Annotated in this window: 22 protein-coding genes and 1 tRNA gene; 13 read left to right on the forward strand and 10 right to left on the reverse strand. The window is 58.3% G+C overall.

The window, feature by feature from the left end:
- Positions 1 to 225 precede the first annotated feature (225 nt).
- On the forward strand, positions 226 to 816 hold the full coding sequence (gene purN / locus DRW39_RS11465) for a phosphoribosylglycinamide formyltransferase (RefSeq protein ID WP_116107181.1): 591 nt from the start codon (positions 226 to 228) through the stop codon (positions 814 to 816).
- 71 nt (positions 817 to 887) lie between these two features.
- On the opposite strand, the gene DRW39_RS11470 is transcribed toward purN, so the two are convergent.
- From DRW39_RS11470 to DRW39_RS11490, 5 genes are all read right to left on the reverse strand, one after another.
- A complete protein-coding gene (locus DRW39_RS11470; RefSeq protein WP_116107182.1) occupies positions 888 to 1,913 on the reverse strand; it encodes a VWA domain-containing protein in 1,026 nt (341 codons plus the stop codon).
- Positions 1,914 to 1,994: 81 nt separating this feature from the next.
- The gene (locus DRW39_RS11475; protein WP_116107183.1) at positions 1,995 to 2,543 is read right to left on the reverse strand and encodes a hypothetical protein; all 549 of its coding nucleotides are present in this window, start codon (positions 2,541 to 2,543) and stop codon (positions 1,995 to 1,997) included.
- A 12-nt stretch (positions 2,544 to 2,555) separates the two neighbouring features.
- Positions 2,556 to 3,563, reverse strand: a complete 1,008-nt coding sequence (locus tag DRW39_RS11480; RefSeq protein WP_232830135.1) for a vWA domain-containing protein — start codon at positions 3,561 to 3,563, stop codon at positions 2,556 to 2,558.
- Entirely contained in the window at positions 3,563 to 4,534 is a 972-nt protein-coding gene (locus DRW39_RS11485) for a hypothetical protein (RefSeq protein ID WP_116107185.1), read from the reverse strand. The genes DRW39_RS11480 and DRW39_RS11485 overlap by 1 nt, the downstream gene beginning before the upstream one ends.
- Positions 4,535 to 4,629: 95 nt before the next feature.
- Complete coding sequence (locus DRW39_RS11490; RefSeq protein ID WP_116107186.1) at positions 4,630 to 5,826, reverse strand: class I SAM-dependent methyltransferase; 1,197 nt, start codon at positions 5,824 to 5,826, stop codon at positions 4,630 to 4,632.
- A gap of 174 nt (positions 5,827 to 6,000) precedes the next feature.
- Between DRW39_RS11490 and DRW39_RS11495 the strand changes: the two genes are divergently transcribed.
- The 8 genes from DRW39_RS11495 (at position 6,001) to DRW39_RS11530 (ending at position 12,280) form a co-directional block, all read left to right on the forward strand.
- A complete protein-coding gene (locus DRW39_RS11495; RefSeq protein ID WP_116107187.1) occupies positions 6,001 to 6,360 on the forward strand; it encodes a SnoaL-like domain-containing protein in 360 nt (119 codons plus the stop codon).
- A gap of 611 nt (positions 6,361 to 6,971) precedes the next feature.
- Positions 6,972 to 7,053, forward strand: a tRNA-Leu gene (locus DRW39_RS11500).
- Positions 7,054 to 7,123: 70 nt separating this feature from the next.
- Entirely contained in the window at positions 7,124 to 8,485 is a 1,362-nt protein-coding gene (locus DRW39_RS11505; RefSeq protein ID WP_116107188.1) for a trigger factor, read from the forward strand.
- Between the two features lie 63 nt (positions 8,486 to 8,548).
- A complete protein-coding gene (locus DRW39_RS11510; RefSeq protein WP_116107189.1) occupies positions 8,549 to 9,268 on the forward strand; it encodes a ClpP family protease in 720 nt (239 codons plus the stop codon).
- 112 nt (positions 9,269 to 9,380) lie between these two features.
- Entirely contained in the window at positions 9,381 to 10,661 is a 1,281-nt protein-coding gene (gene clpX / locus DRW39_RS11515; protein ID WP_116107190.1) for an ATP-dependent Clp protease ATP-binding subunit ClpX, read from the forward strand.
- 76 nt (positions 10,662 to 10,737) lie between these two features.
- Positions 10,738 to 11,385: a pyridoxamine 5'-phosphate oxidase gene (gene pdxH / locus DRW39_RS11520; RefSeq protein ID WP_116107191.1), complete on the forward strand. Its 648-nt coding sequence runs from the start codon at positions 10,738 to 10,740 to the stop codon at positions 11,383 to 11,385.
- Positions 11,382 to 11,756 carry a hypothetical protein gene (locus DRW39_RS11525; protein ID WP_116107192.1) on the forward strand — a complete coding sequence of 125 codons (375 nt, stop codon included), beginning with the start codon at positions 11,382 to 11,384 and terminating at the stop codon, positions 11,754 to 11,756. Before pdxH ends, DRW39_RS11525 begins: the two co-directional genes overlap by 4 nt.
- Positions 11,757 to 11,815: 59 nt before the next feature.
- On the forward strand, positions 11,816 to 12,280 hold the full coding sequence (locus tag DRW39_RS11530; protein ID WP_116107193.1) for a hypothetical protein: 465 nt from the start codon (positions 11,816 to 11,818) through the stop codon (positions 12,278 to 12,280).
- On the opposite strand, the gene DRW39_RS11535 is transcribed toward DRW39_RS11530, so the two are convergent.
- The gene (locus DRW39_RS11535; RefSeq protein WP_116107194.1) at positions 12,273 to 13,535 is read right to left on the reverse strand and encodes an MFS transporter; all 1,263 of its coding nucleotides are present in this window, start codon (positions 13,533 to 13,535) and stop codon (positions 12,273 to 12,275) included. The genes DRW39_RS11530 and DRW39_RS11535 overlap by 8 nt on opposite strands.
- Positions 13,536 to 13,630: 95 nt before the next feature.
- Here DRW39_RS11535 and DRW39_RS11540 point away from each other — a divergent pair, with 95 nt between their 5' ends.
- Together DRW39_RS11540 and DRW39_RS11545 are read left to right on the forward strand one after the other, a co-directional pair.
- The gene (locus tag DRW39_RS11540) at positions 13,631 to 14,494 is read left to right on the forward strand and encodes an alpha/beta fold hydrolase (RefSeq protein WP_116107195.1); all 864 of its coding nucleotides are present in this window, start codon (positions 13,631 to 13,633) and stop codon (positions 14,492 to 14,494) included.
- Positions 14,495 to 14,545: 51 nt separating this feature from the next.
- Positions 14,546 to 16,081, forward strand: coding sequence for a hydroxymethylglutaryl-CoA synthase family protein (locus DRW39_RS11545; RefSeq protein ID WP_116107196.1), 1,536 nt, complete (start codon positions 14,546 to 14,548; stop codon positions 16,079 to 16,081).
- 207 nt (positions 16,082 to 16,288) lie between these two features.
- On the opposite strand, the gene DRW39_RS11550 is transcribed toward DRW39_RS11545, so the two are convergent.
- Entirely contained in the window at positions 16,289 to 16,699 is a 411-nt protein-coding gene (locus DRW39_RS11550) for a hypothetical protein (RefSeq protein ID WP_116107197.1), read from the reverse strand.
- Entirely contained in the window at positions 16,696 to 16,971 is a 276-nt protein-coding gene (locus DRW39_RS11555; RefSeq protein ID WP_116107198.1) for a hypothetical protein, read from the reverse strand. Before DRW39_RS11555 ends, DRW39_RS11550 begins: the two co-directional genes overlap by 4 nt.
- Positions 16,972 to 17,046: 75 nt before the next feature.
- Between DRW39_RS11555 and pdxA the strand changes: the two genes are divergently transcribed.
- The gene (gene pdxA / locus DRW39_RS11560; RefSeq protein WP_116107199.1) at positions 17,047 to 18,132 is read left to right on the forward strand and encodes a 4-hydroxythreonine-4-phosphate dehydrogenase PdxA; all 1,086 of its coding nucleotides are present in this window, start codon (positions 17,047 to 17,049) and stop codon (positions 18,130 to 18,132) included.
- A gap of 62 nt (positions 18,133 to 18,194) precedes the next feature.
- Positions 18,195 to 20,435 carry an efflux RND transporter permease subunit gene (locus tag DRW39_RS11565; protein WP_116107200.1) on the forward strand — a complete coding sequence of 747 codons (2,241 nt, stop codon included), beginning with the start codon at positions 18,195 to 18,197 and terminating at the stop codon, positions 20,433 to 20,435.
- Positions 20,436 to 20,634: 199 nt separating this feature from the next.
- On the opposite strand, the gene DRW39_RS11570 is transcribed toward DRW39_RS11565, so the two are convergent.
- Together DRW39_RS11570 and dacB are read right to left on the reverse strand one after the other, a co-directional pair.
- Positions 20,635 to 21,285: a class I SAM-dependent methyltransferase gene (locus DRW39_RS11570; RefSeq protein WP_116107201.1), complete on the reverse strand. Its 651-nt coding sequence runs from the start codon at positions 21,283 to 21,285 to the stop codon at positions 20,635 to 20,637.
- A gap of 52 nt (positions 21,286 to 21,337) precedes the next feature.
- Entirely contained in the window at positions 21,338 to 22,780 is a 1,443-nt protein-coding gene (dacB, locus tag DRW39_RS11575; RefSeq protein WP_116107202.1) for a D-alanyl-D-alanine carboxypeptidase/D-alanyl-D-alanine-endopeptidase, read from the reverse strand.
- Between the last annotated feature and the right edge of the window lie 22 nt (positions 22,781 to 22,802).

Below are 22,802 nucleotides of genomic sequence, written 5' to 3' on the forward strand. Positions count from 1 at the left end.
CTCGCTACGCTCGTCACGCGATGAAGCAACGTGATAAACCGGACGCACGCGGCCCTGAAAGGGACGCCTCCCCCCAGCGAGGTTTGTAGCAAGCGACAGCGAGCGAAGGGCCTCGCGCTAACGATGTACGATTTGGCTGCCGCATGAAAATGCTCGCTGCGCACCCAGCACCCAGCAACCAGCACCCAACACCCAGCACCCAGCAATTTTCCCTAACTATGCCCCATGAGCAAACGCGTAGCCATCTTCGTCAGTGGGGGCGGATCCAATGCCCGGGTAATGATCGATCGCTTTCAGGCGCATCCGGAGGATGGCGTGGAGGTGGTGTTGCTGGTGAGTAACAAAGCGTCCGCTGGGGGGCTAGCGGTGGCGGCGGAACGCGGGATACCCAGCCTGGTCGTAAAGCGGGATGATTGGAAAACCGGGAAAGAACTGCTGCCGGCCCTGGAGGCCTACCGGGTAGACCTGATCGTCCTGGCAGGATTTCTATGGCTGATTCCCGGCTACCTGGTGCAGGCATATCCGAAGCAGATCGTTAACATTCATCCGGCGCTGCTGCCCAACTACGGGGGAAAAGGGATGTACGGGCACCATGTCCACCAGGCGGTGAAGGCCGCCGGAGAAAAAGAAAGCGGCATCACCATCCACTACGTCAACGAGAACTACGACGAGGGGGATATCATTTTTCAGGCCGCCGTCCGCCTCGACCCCGAGGATTCGCCGCAGCAGATCGCCGAGCGGGTGCTGCGGCTGGAACACGGGAATTACTGGCGGGTGGTGCGGGGGCTCCAAGCACGGCGTGGGGGCGATCTTTGATCGCTTGAGGTTTCGGACAGGTGACGTCGCAGTCAGAGACTGCGTCGAACAGCGCGGCCGGAAGCCGCGTCTTACACCTCATACCGCTCCGCCATCTTCCGGTCCTTCCGCCCCAGACTCAGCTCAACCAGCAGCAGCAGCACCGCCGGTGCCAGGAACCAGTAAAAGTAGCTGTCGTAGCTGCTGAATTCCTGGGTTTCGAATTCCTGCTTTTCGATGCGGTCGACCTGGGCGCGGAGGGCCTGCGCTAGGTTCTCGGCATCGCCGGTGAGGGTGAAGTAGGATCCGCCGCCGCTGCTGGCGATATTTTCGAGGGTAGCGAAATTGGCGCTGGTGGTGGCCGGACCGCCGCCCTGCTCCCTGATGTAGTCGTTGCGGCCGTTGTTGAGCTGCACCGGCATCACGCTTCCCTCGGCCTTGCCTACGCCGACCGTGTAGACCAGCAAGCCTTCCGCACTGGCCTGTGCGGCGGCCGCGGCGGCATCGCCGGTATGGTCTTCGCCGTCGGAGACGATGATGAGGGCGCGGTGGTTAGCACTCTCCTCGTCGAAGGCAGCCTCGGCGGTGGTGATGGCTTCGGCCAGGTTGGTGCCCTGGGCGCTCATCTGGTAGGGGGCCGCGGTGCTCACGACGTTCTTGACGAAGGCGTAATCGGTGGTCAGGGGGGCAGCCATGACGGCGGTGCAGGTAAAGAGTTCGACGCCGATGTTGTTGCCGGCCAGCTCGTCGACCAGAGTGTTGGTGAAGAAGCGGGCCCGGTCCATCCGGCTGGGCTGCACGTCCTCGGCCCGCATCGAATTGCTGATGTCAAGAGCTACAATGAGATCGATGCCCCGCCGCTGGATCTCTTCCCGCTGGGTGGACCACTGTGGATTGGCCAGCGCGAAGACCAGCAGGGGAAGGCTCAGTGCCACCAGTCCGAACTTCGTCCACGGTAACCGACGGTTCACGCCGGGAGCCAGGTAAGTGAGCAGTTCCCGGTCGGCGAAGCGATCCAGGGCCGCCCGGCGCTGCCGCCAGTACCAGAGAAACAGGCCCAGGACGATCGGCACCAGGAGGAGCAGCCAAAAGTATTCGGGGTGTTCTACTCGGAACATTAGGGATAGTTGCTGGTTGCTGGTTGCTGGTTGCTGGTTGGGGGGGCAAGGTACGGCGTTTGGTACCGGTGGTAGGGTTTCCTACCGCGTCTTGATCCCCTGGATGATCTTCATGATATCCGGCGTCAGTTCCTTCGGCATTTCGAAGGTATCGCGCCGGTAGTCTGACCAGGCCTTCTCTTCCTTTAAATGAGCCTTGATCTCTTTGGCGAGGGGATAGAGCAGATAGTCGATTTCTGGGTACTTGTCGAGCAGCATCTTGACGACGCGCTCGCTCTCGTCCATGCTGTTGCTGGGAAAGAGATCTACCTGGCAGGCGATCTCGATGCGGCGACGCTGCTTGCTGTAGAACCACTCCTGGATTTCTTCGGCATCGATGGTGCCGCGAGCGTCGGCCGACCAGATCAGGATGTTGTACAGTTCCGCCACCTTCAGGGCGGGTACGCCCTCGCTCAGCCGGAACAGTAACTCTGTAGCTCCTTCCTCCGGGAGCAGGTCGAGCAAGTCGGACAGCGTCGAAAACATTTCTTCCGCGAGGGTCACTTCTTCGTATCCCGGTTTGCCGGTGATGTACATCAGGTCGTAAACGCGGGCGAGTTGCTGGCGGGTGGCGGGTAAGGATCGGGACACGGTAATCGGGGGTTAAGGGATAGTTCGTAACACCGTGTACCGCAGTAGGGTTTCTAACAAGAGTAAGCCGAGCCCGACCCACAGAAAACGGGCAAACTGCTCTTCGTAGCGACGGAAAACCGTCGTTTCGATCTCCGTCTTTTCCAATTCGTCGATGTAGTCGTAGATCGACTCCAATTCTTCGGTATCGCGGGCGCGGAAGTACCGGCCGTCAGTTTCCTCCGCGATGTAGGCGAGCAGCTTGTCGTCTACCGTACCCCGCGTCGGTTTAAAGCGGTAGCGCCCGCCGCCGATCGGGGCCGATGGCATCAGGGTTTCCTCTCCGCTGCCCACGCCGATGGTGTATACGCGGATTCCGTACTGCTTGGCGATTTCGGCGGCCACCTCGGGCTTGTGGCGGTCGCCGGCGTTGTTTTCCCCGTCGGTCAGGAGGATAATGATCTTAGAAACGGCTTCACTTTCCTTTAGCCGGTTGATGGCGGTCTCCAGCCCCAGGCCGATGGCGGTTCCGTCCGTGATCTCCCCCATTTCCAGCTCGCGAATGAAACGGTCGATAATCTGCTTGTCGACGGTAAGGGGCGACTTGGTGTAAGCCTCGCCGGCGTAGGCTACCAGGCCGATCCGGTCGTACTCCCGGCGGGCTACGAAGTTGCGCGCAACCTGCTTGGCCACTTCCAGGCGGTTGGGGTCGAAATCCTGGGCCCCCATGCTCGTGCTCAGGTCCATCGTCAGTACAATGTCGATGCCCTCCGCGGTCACCGACTCTTCGCTCAGGTCGAGCCGCGGCCGGGCCAGGGCGACGATCATCAGCACCAGGGCAGCTACGCGTAGCAGCGGAAGGTAGGGCCGCAGGGCACTGCGCCAGCTGGTCAGTCCATCTACCGATCGCGTACTGGGCAGGCGCAGGCTCACGATCCGCTCACCGGCCCGCCGCTGGTTCCAGACGTACAGCAGGACCGGCAGCACCGCCAGCGGCAACACCCAGGGATACACGAAGGTAAATTGACTCCATTCGGCCATCAGGAAGGCTCTTTGTAGGTAGACGTCTCATTCACCTCCTGGTTGTCGGGGGCGGGCGTAGGCTTCGTTTCCACGACAAATTCCCTCACCCGCTGCAGCCCCTGAGGATGCAAATCCTCGGCCGGCGTGGCCTTGGCAAACTTCACGAGGTCCGATAGCTGCAGCAGTTCGCTCAGCTCAGATCGCTGCTCCCGGTTCAGTCCCTGACGCGTATCGAGGGCAGTGACGATCTGACGGGTCGTCATTTCCAGAGCCGGAATACCGAAGCGGGCCTCCAGGTAGGTGCGCAGAATGCGGGTCAGGCGAACGTAATACGCATCCGTCTGTCCGGACTGCCACAGCCGCTCTCCTTCCAGGACGTCCAACTGGCCGAGCGCCACCTCGTGCGGCGGCGGGGGCGGTGGCGGCGGCGGTGCCTCCCGGGTTTGCCGACAGCGGTACTCGCGGACGCCGAAAAAGATGGCCACTACCGCCAGAATGGCAAACACCCACCAGTAATCCAGCAGATTACGCGGCTCCTCGATAATGGGCTTGATCGGCATGATATCCTCCTCGTCGGATACTACGGCCCCCCGCACCGTCAGGCGCAAATCGGTCGTAAAGGTCGTATCCCGCACGCCGTTAGCTCCCTCGAAAAAGACGGCCAAAGGCGGTACACTTACGTAGCCCGTATCGAAGCTGGTAATGGTGAAGCGCTGTTCCAGCAAGCGCTCGGGATTCTCGGCCACTACCCGCAATTGTTCCGCCTGAATCACTTCCAGCCCCTCCGCCTCCGCTATTTGCTCGGGTGAGATCGGAAAAACCTCCGTCCCCGGCGGCGCGGAAACATTCACGGTCAGGAAAATTTGGTCGCCCAGCACGATCTCCTTGCGTGCCAGTTCGGCCCGGGCATTCACGGTCCGGTTGGTGCTCTGCTGGGCAAAATGCTGCAGAGGCAAAAGCAGGAATACAATCAGGTAGCGCCAAGCCATAGCTGCGAAGGTACGATTGGAAAGGGGTTGTCGGGGTGCGGGGTGTCGGGGTAACGAGCGAAGCGAGCAAGTAACAGCGGCAGCTCCTTTACCCCCTATCCCCTTCCCCCCTTTTCCCCTTCCCCCCTTTCCCCCTTCTCCAACAACTCCTCCAGCCGGTGCCGCCTAACCCCAAACCGCTCCTTCACCGATTCCCACTTTTCCTGCGCTCCGTCGCCGTAGCCTTTGTCCTGTTTGAGGGCGGTGATCATGACGTTCTTGGCGGTGTGTTCCAGCGGGATGAATTCGAAGATGCGCGTGGCGTAGCCCTGACCTTGCAGGTAGAGGGCACGCAGACCGTCGGTGACCATGGCCGCCTGGCGTTCGAGAAGGATGCCGCTGTCGAGTAGGGGTTTGAGGTCGGCGGGTACCTCCATATCCCGTCGTACCTGTTTTTGGCAGCAGGGGGCTACGATAAGGATGTCGGCATTGGCCTGTAGTCCTTTGTAGAGCGCGTCGTCGGTGGCCGTATCGCAGGCGTGGAGGGCGATGAGCATATCCAGCCGGTCGGGGTGGTAGCTGTCGATGTAGCCCTCGACGAAGTGCAATTGGTCGAATCCGTTATCGGCCGCGATCGCCCGGCACTTCTCGACGAGCTGCGGGCGCAGTTCCACGCCGGTGACGCGTACGTCGAGGCCCAGGGTATGGCGGAGGTGGTCGTAGAGGGCGAAGGTGAGGTAACCGCTCCCCGATCCCATATCGACAATGTGCGCGCCCTCTGGCAGGGGCTGCTGGCGGACGAGCCCGTCCACGATCTCCACGAATTTATTGATCTGCTTGTACTTCCGTCGCCCCCCGGCGGTGATCTCCCCCGTGACGGTCGCGATACCGAGGGCGTGGAGGTAGGGCCGGTCGGCGGGGATATCGCGGTATTTCTCCCGGTTGTGCTCCGTTATGACCTCCTCGTGCCGCGCGGGTTCACCGCGGAGGCGAGCGTTCCCCTTTCGGCTCTGCATAACGGACAACTGCTCGTCCAGCGTAAAGAGGTCGCCGTTGTAGTAGACGGTAGCCAACTGCTCCCGCAGGTAATCCATCCCCTCCCCTGGCGGGAAGTTCTTTGCCTCTTCCCGGTCGGCGTAGCGGTGGGTGATCTGCAGTTGTCCCTCCCCTCCGATCTCCACGGCGCGCGCGTACAGATTGCGGGGGGTGGCCGGATCCTTTCTCCGCGGCTTACTCAGTGTCAACTTGACGAGCCGGGCGTTATCCGTCGCCCGTACGGCAGTGGTCCAAAATATTTCTAACGGTTCAGGCATTGTGCAAAGGTAAGGCGGGCGGCGGCGCGCAGGTAAAAAGAAGGAGATCAGGCCGCCATATTATCCAACTTTCCGAATCAAATAAAAATAAATAAAATTATTTGTTTATTTATTTCTTACTTGCCTATTTTAGTAGCACACTATCCATTCGTTCACACCCATTCACCATTTAAAATGACTATTCAACAGATCGCCGACCGCCTGGTCGAGCTATGCCGAAAACAACAATCCACCGAAGCCTACCAGGAACTCTTCGCCGTCGATGCCAGCAGCCACGAGATGCCCGGCATTCCCGACGGTGACATCACCGGCCTGGACAAGTTGATCGCGAAGAGTGAGGCTTACGATGAAGACATCACCGTCCATTCCATTACCTGCACCGAACCGCTGGTTTACCAGAACTTCTTCGCCGTCGGCATGGGCATCGATGTCACCAGGGCCGACGGCAACCGCGTCCAGGAACACGAGATGTGCGTCTACCAGGTTCGGGACGGGAAGATCGTCGATGAGCGGTTTGTTTATCCGATGGGGTAGGTGTCGGGGGGCGGTTGTTGGTTGTCGGTCATCGGGCGTTAGATTTTGGTGGCTTGGAGCAAGCTATACCTAGCCATCCTCCGTGACGTTGGTCAACACACCCCCGACTTGTCGTTGGGCCACCCCGGGTAACACAACTCCCCCCTAACAGAACCCGGAAACGCCGCCACCGGCAACCGGACTGAAGGCTCTCCAATTCCGACCGCTTTCCTAACGGGGTCAAGCCCGCCAGCCGCTGACGGTTCCCGGCTGGTAGCCGGGTCACGCCGGGTCACAATAATCTCCCCCGAACGGAATTCCGCAACACCGCGACAATCATTCGAGCTAGAACTCCCTAATTCCGGTCACACCTGGCAGGCTCAAATCTCCCAACTACTATCGGTTCCCTAGTCGCACTCGGGGTGACTCCGGGTTACCCCGGGTCGCGAAAAACCCACCCGAGCAAAACCGATCACATGTCGACCGCAGCGCGACCCCGAAGTATTACCTTCCGCGGCCCATCATCTGCACCTCCCTACCCCGTCCTATCGCACTTTTATCTTTAACGTGCGTACTTTCCCCCACCTACTTGCACAATAAATACCCACGACTTACCTTTGCGGGCGTTTTCCGCGGGTGTGGTGAAATTGGTATACACGCTAGATTTAGGATCTAGTGCCGCAAGGCGTGAAGGTTCGAGTCCTTTCACCCGCACAATTGCCCCAGATAGAATCGGGGATTATAGCCTGCCCTCGGGTGGGCTTTTTCTTTAAAGTAGTAGCAAATGGCCGAAGTAACGTACGAAAAAACCGGACCGGTAACGGGGAGAATCCAACTGTTCTTCCCGAAGGAAGAGCTAAGCAAGAAACTGAACGAGGAGCTGAAAAAAGAGAGTAAGCGCGTCAACATCAAAGGATTCCGGAAGGGGAAGACACCCATGTCCGCCCTGCGTAAATTGATGGGCAACCAGGTCTTCGGCCCCCTGCTCGACCGCACCATCCAGGAGGAACTCTTCGGCTACATCGAGGAGAAGGACATCAAACTGATCTTCAGCCCGCTGCCCGACGAAAGCGAGCAGGTAGAGCAGATCAGCGCTACCAGCATTAAGGACCTGCGGCTCTCTTACGACCTGGGACTGGAGCCCGAGTTCGAGCTCAACCTGCCCGAGCAGACCTTCAGTAAGTACGTACTCGACACCAACGACGAGTTTCTCGACGAGATGGTGGAGAACCTGCGCAAGCAGCGCGGGGAAACCAAAGAGATCGAAGAGGGATCGATCAAGAAGGAGGACATCCTGGACGTCACCGTTCAGGAAGTCGACGGCGAACTGACCAACGACACCAAGCTCTACGTCGACAATCTGGAAGAAGCCATCCAGGAGCAACTGATCGGCAAGGAAATCGGCACCGTCATCACGGTAGACGACCTGACCGCCGTGGAGCAGAACGGATCCGAAAGCCACGCCCGGAAGTACCTCCTCGAACTGGAGGAGGGCAACGACGTGAGCCTGGAGGGCAAGTCCTTCACGATTACCGTCAATAAAATGAGCCGCCTGGAGCCGGCCGAGCTCAACGAGGAGTTCTACACCCAGTTCGACCCCGAGGGGAAAGTGACCAACGAAGAAGAACTGCGCGAGCGGCTGGCTTTCGAAAACGCCAAAGGCTTCGACGCCCAGGGTATTTCCATGGCCAACTTCGAAATCCAGCGCGCCCTGGTCGAAGGCAACGACTTTGAGGTGCCGGTGGAGCTGATGAAGAAGATCAGCAAGAACGATAAGGACAGCGACTTCGAATTATTCGAGCGCGGTGTCCGGTGGATGCTGATTCGCAATAAGATCGCCGCCGACAAAGAGATCGAACTCCAGTACGAGGACATCCGGGCCGAAGCCCTGGAGAACCTGCTGCGTATGCTCGGCGGGCAGCGCCCCCCCTTCCTGAATGACGAGTTCCTGGACAACTACATCCAGAACATGCTGAAGGACGAAAAGCAGCGGGAGGAACTCACCAGCAACGCCATGGAAAAGAAAGTGATGGCCGCCGTACGGGAGGATGTCTCCCTGAAGGAAGAGCCCCTTTCCGCCGAGGAGTTCAACGATAAGATCAAGTCGTTCAACGAAGCTAATACCCCGGCCACCGAAGAGGAATAGGCGCTTCAACCCTTGAGAACCTGGTACGTTTACGGGGAGAAGTAATTGTTAAAATAAACGAATATGACTCCCCAAGTCCCCCAGGATGAATTCATGAAGTACGCTACCCGCCATATGGGTATGAGTACCATGCACCTGGAGAAATACGCCCAGACGGTCGGTGGCATGGCCACCCCCCAGATCACGGGCTTTTCCCCCAACGTTATCGAAGAGCGGCAGATGAACGTCGCCGCCCTGGACGTTTTCAGCCGCCTGATGATGGACCGCATCATCTTTATGGGCGTAGCCGTCTCGGATTATGTCGCGAATGTCGTACAGGCGCAACTCCTCTTCCTGGAGTCCGTCGATCCGAAGCGTGACGTCCAGATGTTTATCAACAGCCCGGGCGGAAGCGTCATCGCGGGTATGGGTATGTACGACACGATGCAGTACGTCACGCCCGACGTGGCAACGATCTGTACCGGTCTGGCCGCTTCCATGGGATCGGTGCTGTTAGCCGCCGGCGCCAAGGATAAGCGTTCCATTCTGCCCCACGCACGGGTGATGATCCACCAGCCGAGTGGCGGCATGCAGGGTCAGTTTTCCGACATGGAGATCAACTATCGCCTGATCTCCAAGCTGCGTGAAGAACTGTACACTATCTTAGCCAACCATACCGGCCGCAGCTTCGAGGAGATCGAGAAGGACAGCGACCGGGATAACTGGATGACGGCACCTGAAGCAGTGGAGTACGGCATCGTTGATGAAGTGCTGCGCCGCGATAACACTACGGAGAGCAAGTAAGCTTTCGTAGCGTAACTAAATTACTGAAGCGACGGGCCGTACGGACGTAGGAAACTACGCCTTCGGCCCGTCGTCATTTATAGATAGACCACTCACACTACCCCATATTATGATGCGAGGCAAACGACAAGATTTTCGCTGCTCCTTTTGCGGCCGCGATAAAAGCGACGCGCTGGTGCTCGTAGCCGGCCTGGACGCGCACATTTGCGAGGTCTGCGTAGAGCAAGCGCAGGAGATCGTAGCCGAAGAACTGTACGGCGGACTGAACCCGGATAATCCGGAACCCCAACCCGAACAAAAGAAATCCAAGTTTGAATTCAAGCTGCCCAAGAACGTTATCCCCACGGATATCAAGCAGCATTTGGATAAATACGTGATCGGCCAGGACGAGGCAAAGAAGATCCTCTCCGTAGCCGTCTACAACCATTACAAGCGCCTGAGCCACCCCGCTACCGCGGACGACGAGGTGCAGATTGAAAAAAGCAACATCCTGCTGGTGGGTCGCACGGGTACCGGCAAGACGCTGCTGGCCAAGACCATTGCCAAATTCCTGCAGGTGCCCTTCGCTATCGTCGACGCTACGGTATTCACCGAGGCCGGTTACGTAGGGGAAGACGTGGAGAGCATCCTTTCCCGCCTGCTTCAGGTATGTGACTACAACGTAGCCGCCGCCGAACACGGCATCGTTTACATCGACGAGATGGACAAGGTGGCCCGCAAAAGCGATAACCCCAGCATCACCCGCGACGTAAGCGGCGAGGGCGTACAACAAGCCATGCTGAAGATGCTGGAGGGTACCGATGTAAACGTACCCCCACAGGGAGGCCGGAAGCACCCCGAGCAAAAGCTCGTCAAAGTCAATACCCAGAACATTCTCTTTATCTGCGGCGGTGCCTTCGACGGCATCGAGAAGATCATCGCCCGACGGACCAATACCAAGGTCATCGGCTACGGTAACGCGAATAAGAAGCAGATCAAGGAAGAGGACATGCTGCAGTACATCACCCACCGGGATGTCAAGCGCTACGGTATGATCCCCGAACTGATCGGACGCCTACCCATTATTTCCTTCCTGCGTCCGCTGGATCTGGACGCCATGAAGCGGATCCTCGTCGAACCCCGCAATAGCCTGCTGCGGCAGTACCAGCATCTCTTCCGCCTGGAGGGCATCAACCTGACCTTCTCGGACGACGTGATCGAGTACATCGCCCAGACCGCGCTCGAGTACGAACTCGGTGCCCGGGGCCTTCGCTCCATCTGTGAGGCCATCATGACCGACGCCATGTTCGACCTGCCAGGACGCAAGGACGTGAAGCACTACACGATCGACACCGTGTACGCCAAGTCCAAGCTGGAAGGAAGCCTGCTGGAAGTTTTACGAGCCGCGGCATAAGCCAGATTAGTTGCCTTTTACTGCACCCATCGGACCCTGCCGTTGTTGCGGAGGTAGCTACTAACCCTATACGCATATGGCCATTGACGCGAAAGACCTGCGGGTCGATTACCAAGCCGACGTCCTCCTCGAGCAGGACGCCCCGGATGCCCCCTTCCCCCTCTTCGATCAGTGGTTTAAGGAAGCCCAGGACAGTGACGACCCCGAGCCGAACGCCATGATCGTCGCCACGGTCAACGCCGACGGCCACCCCGCCGCCCGCACGGTGCTGCTGAAGGAAGCCACCGAAAAAGGATTCATCTTCTACACGAATTACGATAGTCGAAAAGGCCACGAGATCGAGGCGCACCCCCACGTGGCCGTGGTCTTTAACTGGCTGGAACTCCAGCGGTCCGTCCGGATCGAGGGTCGGGTCGAACGGGTAGACGAAGAAACCTCCACCGAGTACTTCCAAAGTAGGCCGAAGAAAAGCCAGATCGGTGCCTGGACGAGCCCGCAAAGCGACGTCATTCCGGACCGGGAGTACCTCGACAGCCGGAAGGCCGACCTGGAAAAAAAGTACCAGGATTCGGAGGTCCTGCCCAAGCCGGACAACTGGGGCGGATACATCGTCATTCCGGAACTGATCGAGTTCTGGCAGGGACGCAGCAGCCGGCTGCACGACCGATTGGCCTACCATAAGACCGACAACCAAGACTGGAAACGAGAAAGACTCGCCCCATGAGCAACGACGCCAACTGGATCCAACTTCAAAACGACATCGCCCGCTACCACGGCCCGCTCGACGAGGCCGCCACGACAGTTGTAGACGAGAAAGTGAGCAATTATCCCATCTTCGTAGCCTACGCGGGTGAGGATATGGAGAGCATGCCGGGAATCTATGTCATGGAGGTACCGACCGCCAGGGAATTGGTGTGGACCATCAACGTTACCACGCTCGAAGAACTGGTTGCCAAGCAGGTCGTACAGCAGGACAAGATCGATCCGTTCCGGAATGTCTACAAGGACAAGCCCGACAGCTTCTGTTTTTTGATCATCGACGAGGCGGGCGGACGCTTCGGGTTTGTAGATCGTAAACCAGCGGTGAAGGCCTGACCGGAGCTAATCGCATTTTACCTGCGCTCCGCCGCAAAATTTCAACTACACATCAAGCCTTGATTCAGGAAGCCACCATTGATCGCGTACTGGACCGCCTCGAGCGGGGTACGGAAGATTACGAAACCGAAATCCGCGACTTTGCCGAGAGCCAACCGGAGTTGATGGATTACCTGACCAATGAGGACACGGAAGCCTTTACGGAGGAAGAGCGGGCCCTACTGATGTTTGCGGCCCTCGTGATCTACCAGTCGGTCGACGACGAGCGGGCGGGGATTCCCGTAGCCGGCGGCGAGGAGATCGCCCAGGCCGAGGAACACAACTACGAAATATTCGGTCGGTCGAAGGCGAGCAGTTTTCGCGATCGGCTTACGCCCTTCTTCGAGGATAGCGAGGAGGAAGAATTACTGGCCTTCGTAGAAGACCTGGTACTGGCCGACGAGGAGGAAGAGGACAGCATATCCGGGGAGGCGCGCGAGCCCTTTTTTGCTACACTGAAGACCGTGGTCGACGTACTTACCTGACTGCGAGTTCCCGTGCACGGACTTCGCGGGCGCCGTCGACCGTCAATAAAAGCAGGAAGCCTAGTAGACCCATGGCCGACACCGTGTAGATGGACGTAGCGTAGCCGAAGTATTCCGCTAATTGAAATCCAACTACGGGCGTGAGCACGAAGGCCAGGGAGTAGCTGGCCGACAGCAAGCCGAGATATTCGCCGCGACGGGCCGGTGGCGCGTGCTTGGCTACGTAGGTACTCGTGAACGGCATCAGGAGGATTTCCCCGAAGGTGATGAGCAGGATCCAAACGACCAGAAAAGCGTAACCGGCCAGTACGCTGAGCGGCAGCATGAGGTAGCCGGCCAGGATCAGTGCCGTTCCAGTGAGCATAACGTAGAGCGGGCGGTAGCGGCGGTCGGCGAGGTATACCAGCGGCATCTCGATGGCGACGATGGTCACGCCGCTGATGGTGAGCAGCAGGCCGAACTGTCCTTCGGTATATCCATTCTGCGTCAGATGAACCGGTACCGTACTGAAAAATTGAAAGAAGCAGGTGATGATGCAGGCATTGGCCAGGATCATGCGCACTAGCCAGGGTTGGCGGAGGCCGGGCCGTGTTTCTTCGAGCGCTCGCTCGGATATAGGCGTATCGGGTTCGGAGCGGGCGAGGGGGCGGGCGGTTTCGTCGGGTGGAATGGTGACAAGGAACAATCCGGCGGCCAGGAGGAAGGTGACGCCGTCCGCCCAAAACAGGCTCTCGTAGCCGTACACCGCGATGAGCAGACCGCCCAGGGCGGGGCCGATGGAAAAACCAAGATTGGCCGCCAGCCGTTGTAGCCCGTAGGCCTGGGTCAGGTTTTCGTCGTCCGCGTATACGGCGATGGCCGCCCGGTTAGCCGGACGGAAGGCATCGGCCACCATCGAAGTAAGGAAGACGAGGATGCACAAGGGCCAGAAGCCGGTGATCTGTCCGATCAGGATGTGCAGAAATCCCGCCACGACCAAACTGACGAACATGATGTGCCAGGAACCAAAGCGGTCATTGAGCAGGCCGCCGACGTAGTTCCCGACGATGCCTCCGGCTCCGAAGGAGCCCATCACCCAACCGGCCGCGGTGGCGGAGTAGCCCATGGAGTTGACCAGGTAAACCGATAAAAAAGCGATGACCATGGCTCCGCTGCGATTCACCACCATGACAAGGGAGAGAAGCCAGACTTTCCGCGGCAACCCGGCGAATGACCGCAGATACAGTCGGCCAATACGTTGAGCGAAATGGGTCATGGTCGCGGGGTTGGGAGTGGAGTTAACGACCCCATTGAACGGGAAGTTCCCGGAATCGGACTTAAGTTTGCCCAGACTAACCGTGTAAGTGCCGGATGGCAGGTAGGAAAGAAAAGTTTGTACTGGGTAGCATACGCAGGCTACTGAACGGTACGGCGCTCATGTCGCGCCGGCACGCCGGCAAGCTGGGCTTCTACCTGCTGAGCAAACCGCGTCGCGCGGCGGATGAACCGCTGAGCGAGGCCTTCATGAAGGAGGCCCGGCAGTATACTTTCGAGGCGAACGGAACGACGCTACAGTGCTATCACTGGCCGGCGGAGGGACCCACGGTATTGCTCTTACACGGCTGGGAGAGCAACACCGGTCGCTGGTTTGCCTTTTTCGAGCCACTGCGGAAAGCGGGATATTCAATCTACGCTTTCGATGCGCCCGCCCACGGCAAGAGCAAGGGCCGGCGCTTTAACGCCCTTATGTACGCGGAGGCACTGGGTGCCTACTTACAGGACCTTGAATTCGCGCCGGACTTCTGGATCGGTCACTCCGCGGGCGGGATGGCGGCAATTCTCTACCTGGCCGAACTGGAACCGGAGTACGCACCCAAGCAATTTATCAGCCTGGCGGTACCTGGCGAATTGGAAAACTTCATCGACAAGTTCTGCGCCGTCATCGGGGTGCACGAGAAAGTGAAAAAGGGCATTGACGATCAGTTCCGTCGCAAACTGGATATGAGTTATTCGGATATCTCCTTCGTCAACTACGTAAAAAAGCTGCGGGTACCTGGCCTGATCGTGCACGACGAGTGTGACGATCTGGCCCCCATCGACGGGGCCTACCGGATGCACAAAAACTGGAAGGGATCGAGCCTGATCACTACCCGGGATTGCGGCCACAGCCTGACGGGTGATCTTATTCCCGCCATGGTGTTGGAATATATGCGCCACTGCCGGGTGGCGGGTTAAACCCTCCGCTGTACGCCGCCGTTGAACGGTCAGCGATTAATACAGCACACTATGACAAGCCCGACCGTCGGCATTGACGACTTCACGCTCTATGTTCCCCCCCTCTATCTTCCGATCGAGCAACTGGCCAAGGCCCGCGATCTGCCGTATGAGAAATTGAATAAGGGGTTGGGACTCCGGGAGATGGCGGTCACGGATGCCCTGGAGGATAGTGCGACCATGGCGGCCAATGCCGTACTGGATCTGATGCACAAGAGTGATTTGGAGCCCTCCAGCATCGGGCGGCTGTATCTCGGTACCGAGAGCGCCCTGGACGGAGCAAAGCCGACGGCTACCTACGTACTGGATATGCTGACGGATCACTTCGCCGATTCCCACGGTCCGAACTGCTTTCTGCACTGCGACGTGGTCGATCTTACGTTTGCCTGTATCGGTGCGGTGGATGCGCTGCAGAATTGCCTCGAATGGAGCGCCGCCAAAGAGGGACGGACCGCAATCGTAGTAGCGACTGACAACGCGAAGTACGAGATGGGTAGTACCGGGGAGTACACTCAGGGGGCCGGTTCCATTGCCATGGTCGTGAAGCGCGCGCCCCGCCTGTTGGCGATTGACCCGGACTTCGGCGTAGCGACCCGCCCGGCGCACGATTTCTTTAAGCCGAAACGGAAGGTGCGCAAGCAGGACATCATCGCGGAGGTGATCAACCTATTACCTGATCTGAGTGCCGAGGACTATCGCCTAGACGAGTTGGAAGAGAAGCTCACCGCCGGGCTGAACGTAAAAGGCGTGCTCGACTGCAACGAGAAGTATTTGACCCTGCACAAGGATACGCCGGTCTTCGACGGTCCGTACAGCAACGAAGCGTACCAGGCCCGCATACGGGAAGCCTTACTGGACTACCGCCGCCGTCACCGCGTCCCCGCCGGTAAGCTGGATGGATCCTACGCTGCGCTGGCCTTTCACCTGCCGTATGCTTACCAAGCCAGGCGAATGTTCTCCGAGATCTATATGGAAGAGCTGAAAGAAAGCGATCAGTGGGAAGACTTTATCGATCGCAACAATCTGGACGTGCCCTGTGCCGACGACTACAAGGATCGGGAAGCCTACATCACCAAGTGCAGTGAATTCCTGCGGTCGGTCACTAAAACACCGGATTACCAGCAATTCGTCGAGCGGCTGATCGCGCCGGGAGACTGGGCCAGTTCACGGGTAGGTAACCTGTATTCGGGTAGTGTATTCCTGAGTCTGATGGCCATCCTGGAAAACGGACTGAATAAAGATTATAACCTGGCCGGTCAGGAAGTACTTGTTTTCGCTTATGGCAGCGGATCGAAGGCTAAGGTATTCGCGGCCGAGGTGCAGGAAGGCTGGCAAAAGATTACCCGGGATTTCGACCTGAGCATGCGGCTGGATAACCGGCAGGAGATTGACTACCAAACCTACGAGGACTTGCACCGCTGCAAACTGACGGACAGCGTGGCAAACCAGTGCGAGGGAGGATTCTTCCTCGCGGACGTCCACGATCGGGAGGATGACTCCGAAGGTGCCCGGCATTACGGCTATACCGCTACGGCTATCGCCTATTAAAAAAGCCGGAACTTGCGGTTCCGGCTTCGAAAAAAGGTTGCAAAAAAAATAGTCCTAATTCATAGGTCTCTAGTTCATTGTCACCGACCTGATGATATCCGGTCACTGATAGTACAAATATAGTGATGCTTTCGACGCCGTACAAGCATTATCCATCATTTTGATGATATTATTTGTGCTTGTTATCAAATAAGTTATATCGTTTGCTCAAAGAGTATCTCCGGGACTCACCAGGGAGTCTAGCCGCATAATGCTGTCGAGGCGGAGACTATCCTGCAGGAGGCTGTCGCGGAGTAGCGTATCAAACCGGATTTCGAAGGGAAAAAGGGGACGCAACGGCAGGGGCTCGGATAATTCCTGCGCCGGGGGCTCGCCCGGCCGACCGGGGCGGGGCGGACGCCCGGCGATCCTGCGCATGCGGCGTGCCCGATCGAGTAACAGGGAATCGGCTCGCAGCCGGGCGGCCTCAATGACCTCCTCTTCACAGGCGCGCAGGAGGTTGCCGCGTATCACGGATACCTGCAACTGGGCCCGCTCCTCGATTATCTGCTCGGGATGAATTTCTTCAGGCCCGCAGCTCAATGCGAGTAGTATCGTCAGGATTAAGGTGTACCTCATTGCCCGGTAATTTGGGGCAAACGGGCACGGAGCCGGGTCTCTTCCTCCAAGCGGCGCTGTACGATACTGTCGGTTGCAGCGGCGACGCGATCCTCGAAGGTGATCGTACAGATGCTGTCCAATAGGGGCCGCAGAGAATCAATGCGACGGCTGGCAATGGCATGGAAGGTGTCGCGCTGATCGGGGGTCAGCTGCACCCGTACGGCCTCATCGGGGCCACAAGCGGAGGACAACAAGGCCGCAAGCATCAACACCGGTACGAAAGGCTTCATGGCACAAACTTACGGAGCCTTTACCGTTCCCGGCCGGCGGGTAGCTACCTTCGTGCCCCAATCAAGCTTACCCGTATGGACCCATTGCGCATAGGAATTTCGGTCGGTGATGTCAATGGCATCGGGCCGGAAGTGATCGTCAAAGCACTTAGCCGACGGGGCATACTGGACCTGGTCACTCCGGTGATTTATGCCGCGGAGGAAGTTTTCGCGAATTATCCGGACTTTCCCATCCGCGTTGTAGAAAACGCCGAAGCGGCGGAAGAAGGGGAAGTGAACTTGGTCAGGAGTTGGGATGACGAGGTAGAAACCGCACCGGGACAACCCACGGAAGCGGGGGGGATAGCCGCCGCCCGCTCACTCGAGCGGGTAGTTGATGAATTGAAGGCTGGCCAGCTGGATGCCCTGGTGACGGCTCCCATCAACAAATCGGTGATGCCGCAGGCCAGTTTTCCCTATCCGGGCCACACCGAGATGCTCACCGACCGCCTGGAGGCAAAGGAAAGCCTGATGTTTCTTGTCAGCGACGACCTGCGAGTGGGTGTCGTGACCAATCACATCCCGGTGAGTGAGGTGGCCACGGCCGTAACCAAGGAAAAGATCGTGGCCAAGCTTAAGATCATGGACCGCAGTTTGCGAGCGGATTTTGGTAAGGAAAAACCCCTTATTGCCGTCCTGGCACTTAATCCGCACGCCGGAGATCAGGGTCGAATCGGGAAGGAAGACGGTGAAACGGTTCGTCCCGCTATCGAAGTGGCGAAGGAAGCGGGGATCATGGCCTTCGGTCCGTTTCCGGCGGACGGGTTTTTCGGAAGCGGCAATTTCAAGAAGTACGATGGTGTGCTGGCCATGTACCACGACCAGGGGCTGATTCCCTTTAAAGCGCTCAGTTTCGGCAAGGGTGTCAACTTTACGGCCGGATTACCGGCGATCCGCACCTCCCCCGATCATGGTACCGCCTACGATCTCGTGGGGCAGGATAAAGCGAGCCCGGATTCCCTACTGGCAGCGCTCTTTCTCGCCCGGGAAACCTACCTGAACCGGGAACGCTATGAGGAGGATACCGCAAATCCCCTGGAGGATAGGATGCACCTGGTTTACAAGCGCAAATCCCGAAGCTCAAAGTCTAAACCTAAGGGTGGCGGGCGCGGAAAACGCTAATTGTACCGGTTGCACAACCTTCCCGGCCGGACTGAATTTACTACGCGTATTACCCGCCCTACATGCGCCGATATCGCCTCCCGGTTATAATCTTCTTCGCGGTTTATGCCGCCGTTGCCGCCTACGGTTGCTTCCGGCTCAATTTCACCTTTGACTTTCAGCAATTCTTTCCACGGGGAGATGAGGACCTGGCGTTCTTTCTGGAATTCATTGATGAATTTGAAGGCGACGATAACTTTTTGCTCGTCGCTCTGGAGCGCGAGCCTACGGTTTTCGACAGTACCTTCCTCGCCGAGGTCCGGGACTTTACGGTAGCCGTTCGCAACCTGCCCCAGGTGGATGGCGTGCAGTCCCTGACCACTTTCGGCTACCCGATCAAGACGCCCTTCGCGATTACAACGGTGCCGGCCATTCACCTGGAGGAGCCGGCGCGGTACGCCGCGGATAGTGCCCGCATCATGGCGGACGAGCGCTTCGTCGGCAATTTGATCAACGAGCGGGGGACGGCTTTAGTGACGGTGCTGAAAACGCCGAGCCTGATTAACCTGGAACAGAGCCAATCGCTGATGCGGGGGCTCGACAGCCTAATGGCCCAATACGATATTCCGGACTACCATTACCTGGGGCCTGCCTATTTCCAAACGGAGCTGGTTGCGATGTCGATTCGGGAGGTGGTGGTTTCGGCCATCGTGTCCGGGCTGCTGGTTACGCTGGTGATGTTTCTATTGTTCCGGAGGCCCCTGGGGATCGCCGTAGCGCTGGTCAGTATCGCACTTGGCTTGCTCCTGTTCATGGGAACCCTCGGTATAATGGGCCGGGAGTTGAATGCTATTGCCGCTCTTTACCCGGTATTGATGATCATTGTGGGCACCTCGGACGTGATCCATATCATGTCCAAGTACATCGACGAGTTGCGCAAGGGACTGGACAAGGAGGCGGCCATCCGGGTGTCAATGAAGGAAATCGGCCTGGCGACCCTGCTCACTTCGATCACGACGGCTGTGGGCTTTGCCACCCTGCTAACCAGCCGGGTCGATCCGATCCGTGACTTCGGAATCAATGCCGCGATCGGGGTGATGATCGCCTATCTGACGGTCATCCTGTTCACTACTTCGCTGCTGAGTTACCTGAGCGTCGACCAGATCGTCAAGATCGGTCGTCAGCAGGCGTTCTGGGATCGACTGCTGGAGGGTACCTATCAGTTTACCCAGCGGCGCGCTACGGCCATCAAAATTGGTGCGGTAGCGACGGTAGGTCTGTGTGTGTGGGGCATATCAATGATTACGACCAATTACCGCATCGAATCTACCCTGCCCAATAACCGGAAGGTGACGGAAGACTTCCAGTTCTTTGAGCGGGAGTTAAGCGGCTTCCGTCCGTTCGAGCTAGCCATTACGACGCGGGATAGTAGCCAGGTGACTGACTTTCCCGTGCTCCAAGAAATCGGAAAGGTGGAGGACTACGTCAAGAAGTTCCCCTTCGTACAGAGTACGGCAAGTATTACCGCCGTATATCGAAGCATCAATCAGGCGTACAGTAATAATCGCGCCGATGCTTACGTCCTGCCCGCTACTGAGCGTCGCTACCGGGAATACCGCCAATTGGCCGAGCGCGTGCCGGACGTTAACCTGAATATGCTGGTCAGTCGCGACCGACGTAAAGCCCGGATCACCAGCCGACTGGACGATATCGGGGCGGACAGCATCAAAGTCTTCCTGAATAATACCCGAGACTGGATTAACGCGAACGTCGATACCAGTCTGATCGAGATCCGGTCGACGGGGACTGGCCTGATCGTAGACAAGAACGCCGAGTACATTCGCCGGAGCTTGTTGCAGGGATTGGGCCTGGCCATTCTAATCGTCTGCCTGCTGATGGTAGGGTTGTTCCGGAACTGGAAAATGCTTGTCATCAGCCTGATCCCCAATCTGCTGCCCCTCCTCATTGCGGGAGCCATGCTCGGATTTTTGCAGATCGAGCTGGAGGCCGGGGTGAGCATCGTCTTCGCGATCATCTTCGGAATTGCCGTCGACGACACCATCCACTTTCTATCGAAGTACAAACTGGCTCGACGCCGCGGTTTAAACGTGCAGGAATCGATCCATCTGACTTTTCGGGAGACCGGAAAGGCCATCGTCCTCACCTCGGTCGTACTATTTTTCGGCTTCCTGGTCATGCTCTTCAGCGAAAGCCCGCCCAGCGTTACGATCGGATTGCTAATCAGTCTGACCCTGGCTAGTGCACTGATTAGTGATTTGCTGCTGATTCCGCTGTTGTTGCGTTGGCTGGATAGGGGGGATTAGTGTGGTAGGGGGTAGGACGGTAGGCGGTACGACGAAGCTACCCACTAACAGCGACCAGAGGGAACTACTACCGTACTATTCCGCCGACGTGGGAGGCGACTACCGACTAACAGCGACCAAGGGGAGCAATTTCTACCGTACTACCCCGCCGACAAAGGAGGCGACTACCGACTACCGTACTAACTGCGACCAAAGGGAGCTACTCCTTCCTCTCAGCAACCACGATATACTGGTAATCCAGCGCGGTATTGTCGACCGAGACGATCTCGAAGCCGGCTGAGTTGAGCATACGCCCCAGGTCGGGCAAACTGATGCGCTCAGCGGGGTCGGGCCCCAGGTCGGTGTCCTGTTTTTTCCAGTCGACGATGACAATTCGACCGTTCGGCCGGAGGGCGGGAAGGAGCTTATGCAAATAGGCCTCCTGATCGGAGATCAGGTAAAGCGTATTGACGAAGAGAACGATATCGACCTCCCGCTTAGTGAGCATGGGATCGTCCGGTAGGGCCAGACGGGGTACCAAACGGGGTTGGAGTTGTCTCGGAAGCTCGGTTTTGCGCACGGTGTCGAGATATTCGATCCAGCGTTTGTCGATTTCGATCGCGATGACCCGGTCGGCTAGCGGAGCCAGACGGCGCGCGAAAAAGCCCTCTCCCGCCCCGATATCCGCGATGACTTTCTCCTCGATGTCCCCGAGGACGTCGATGACTACGCCGGGTTTTTGCCAGACGTGGCGTTCCTGGTCGCGGTCGATTACATCCTCCGATGCATATACATCCTCGGATGGCGGAGCGGGTTTCTCTTCCTGCTCGCAGGCCAGTAGAAGAACCAATAACAAGGGGATCAGGCGCATAAATAGTCGACTAGCGATCGGCAAGATACGGCCAACCCCCGCTTAGCCGCCTCTAGAGCCGGGCCGTGACCAGATCACGCATGAACCCGTACAAGAGCTGACTGACCCCCCGGCTACTGTTGGAATAGTTGTTGATGACAACGCTAAAGGCGAGTCGCTGTCCGTCAGGTCGGTCCACATATCCGGCGTACGCCCGAACGGCATTGACCGTACCGGATTTAGCCCGCACCCGGCCCTCGGCGGCCGTGCCGCGCAGCGTGTTTCGCAAGCTCCCGCTGCGCCCAGCCACGGGGATGGTCTGTAACCACCTCGTTTCCCCGGCGCGATCTACCAGAAAGGCGGTCATAAAGCCCGGACTGAAGAAGTTGCGCGCATCCAGGCCGGATCCGTCACGCAACCGGACCGACCCCGTGGGGAGTCCGCGGCTTTCCAGCCAGTCGGTAACGGCATCCGTGGAGGAAAGCTCGTGGGCCGGCACGCCCTGTTTTTTATTGATCTCGCGTAGTAATCCTTCCGCGTACAGATTGACACTACGCATGTTGGTACGATCGGCAATCTCCGCCAGGGGGGGAGAAAAGGTTTCCAGGAGCACGTTTCCAGGTCGGATGTTTTCACCTTCTAGCCGCTTCGTGGTAGCGGGCGCATCGACCTGTATACCGGCGGCGGTCAACTTTTTGTGCAATAGCTGGGCGGCGAGAAGTGGCGGATCCGGAATGGCCCCCCGTATAGGGAAGCGGCCCGAACCGCGGGGAATGGTGCCGCGGATGTAATGGTGATAATTGTAGGGAGCCCCGAAGATGTAAGCGTTGTCGCCACTGCCGGAGGGTCCGCTCCGCAACTCATTGGTGAAGGTCAGGCCGGGGATTTCCGGGTCGGTACCGCTGACGGGTGGCGTGCTGCCCTCCGTCGAACGCCGGCTGAAGTAAAGCTGATATGCGTTCTCGTTGATATTGAGACCGTGGACTCCGGCTCCGTAATAATTACCCAGGTCGGCCCAGGGCCAGCCCCGCCCCGTACCGGCGGAGTCGTAATAGCTGCCGTCGCCAACGACGGTCCCGGTAATCCTGCGAATGCCCCGTTTGCGAACGGCGGCCACCCAGTTGTCGAGCACGGCATCGAGATCGGCCACGCCGTCCATGTAGGGGCTACCCAATGTCGGGTCACCGCCGCCGATGACGTAAAGGTCACCGCTGAGGGTACCGTCATTGACCTCCCCGCCGGCAATCAGTTGGGTCCGAAAGCGATAATCCGCCCCCAGGATATCCATGGCCGCCGCAGTGGTCAGTAGCTTTTGCGTAGATGCCGGAATGAGCGAAAGGTCGGCGTTATAGCCGGCGAGGTGGTTGCCGGAGGCTACTTCGCGGACGGCGATTCCCACCGTCGCGTGCCGGAAGGCCGGAGAAGCGGTAAATTCCTGGATTACCCGGTCGAGGGTGGCCTGAGCAGACAGCCCGGTGCTTGCCAGTAAAAAGAGGAATAGGTAACTGGGTTTCATGCGCGATATGGTTTTGGGGCAT

This window comes from Lewinella sp. IMCC34191, assembly GCF_003390935.1.
Classification (GTDB): Bacteria; Bacteroidota; Bacteroidia; order Chitinophagales; family Saprospiraceae; genus Neolewinella.

What these genes read in the sequence shown, in the direction of transcription:
- DRW39_RS11505 (WP_116107188.1), top strand. Translation starts at nt 7,124, where the DNA reads ATGGCCGAAGTAACGTACGAAAAAACCGGACCGGTAACGGGGAGAATC.
- clpX (WP_116107190.1), top strand. Translation starts at nt 9,381, where the DNA reads ATGCGAGGCAAACGACAAGATTTTCGCTGCTCCTTTTGCGGCCGCGAT.
- pdxH (WP_116107191.1), top strand. Translation starts at nt 10,738, where the DNA reads ATGGCCATTGACGCGAAAGACCTGCGGGTCGATTACCAAGCCGACGTC.
- DRW39_RS11495 (WP_116107187.1), top strand. Translation starts at nt 6,001, where the DNA reads ATGACTATTCAACAGATCGCCGACCGCCTGGTCGAGCTATGCCGAAAA.
- DRW39_RS11540 (WP_116107195.1), top strand. Translation starts at nt 13,631, where the DNA reads ATGGCAGGTAGGAAAGAAAAGTTTGTACTGGGTAGCATACGCAGGCTA.
- dacB (WP_116107202.1), bottom strand. Translation starts at nt 22,780, where the DNA reads ATGAAACCCAGTTACCTATTCCTCTTTTTACTGGCAAGCACCGGGCTG.
- DRW39_RS11555 (WP_116107198.1), bottom strand. Translation starts at nt 16,971, where the DNA reads ATGAAGCCTTTCGTACCGGTGTTGATGCTTGCGGCCTTGTTGTCCTCC.
- DRW39_RS11535 (WP_116107194.1), bottom strand. Translation starts at nt 13,535, where the DNA reads ATGACCCATTTCGCTCAACGTATTGGCCGACTGTATCTGCGGTCATTC.
- DRW39_RS11545 (WP_116107196.1), top strand. Translation starts at nt 14,546, where the DNA reads ATGACAAGCCCGACCGTCGGCATTGACGACTTCACGCTCTATGTTCCC.
- DRW39_RS11485 (WP_116107185.1), bottom strand. Translation starts at nt 4,534, where the DNA reads ATGGCTTGGCGCTACCTGATTGTATTCCTGCTTTTGCCTCTGCAGCAT.
- DRW39_RS11480 (WP_232830135.1), bottom strand. Translation starts at nt 3,563, where the DNA reads ATGGCCGAATGGAGTCAATTTACCTTCGTGTATCCCTGGGTGTTGCCG.
- DRW39_RS11525 (WP_116107192.1), top strand. Translation starts at nt 11,382, where the DNA reads ATGAGCAACGACGCCAACTGGATCCAACTTCAAAACGACATCGCCCGC.
- DRW39_RS11510 (WP_116107189.1), top strand. Translation starts at nt 8,549, where the DNA reads ATGACTCCCCAAGTCCCCCAGGATGAATTCATGAAGTACGCTACCCGC.
- DRW39_RS11565 (WP_116107200.1), top strand. Translation starts at nt 18,195, where the DNA reads ATGCGCCGATATCGCCTCCCGGTTATAATCTTCTTCGCGGTTTATGCC.
- pdxA (WP_116107199.1), top strand. Translation starts at nt 17,047, where the DNA reads ATGGACCCATTGCGCATAGGAATTTCGGTCGGTGATGTCAATGGCATC.
- DRW39_RS11470 (WP_116107182.1), bottom strand. Translation starts at nt 1,913, where the DNA reads ATGTTCCGAGTAGAACACCCCGAATACTTTTGGCTGCTCCTCCTGGTG.
- DRW39_RS11550 (WP_116107197.1), bottom strand. Translation starts at nt 16,699, where the DNA reads ATGAGGTACACCTTAATCCTGACGATACTACTCGCATTGAGCTGCGGG.
- purN (WP_116107181.1), top strand. Translation starts at nt 226, where the DNA reads ATGAGCAAACGCGTAGCCATCTTCGTCAGTGGGGGCGGATCCAATGCC.
- DRW39_RS11570 (WP_116107201.1), bottom strand. Translation starts at nt 21,285, where the DNA reads ATGCGCCTGATCCCCTTGTTATTGGTTCTTCTACTGGCCTGCGAGCAG.
- DRW39_RS11490 (WP_116107186.1), bottom strand. Translation starts at nt 5,826, where the DNA reads ATGCCTGAACCGTTAGAAATATTTTGGACCACTGCCGTACGGGCGACG.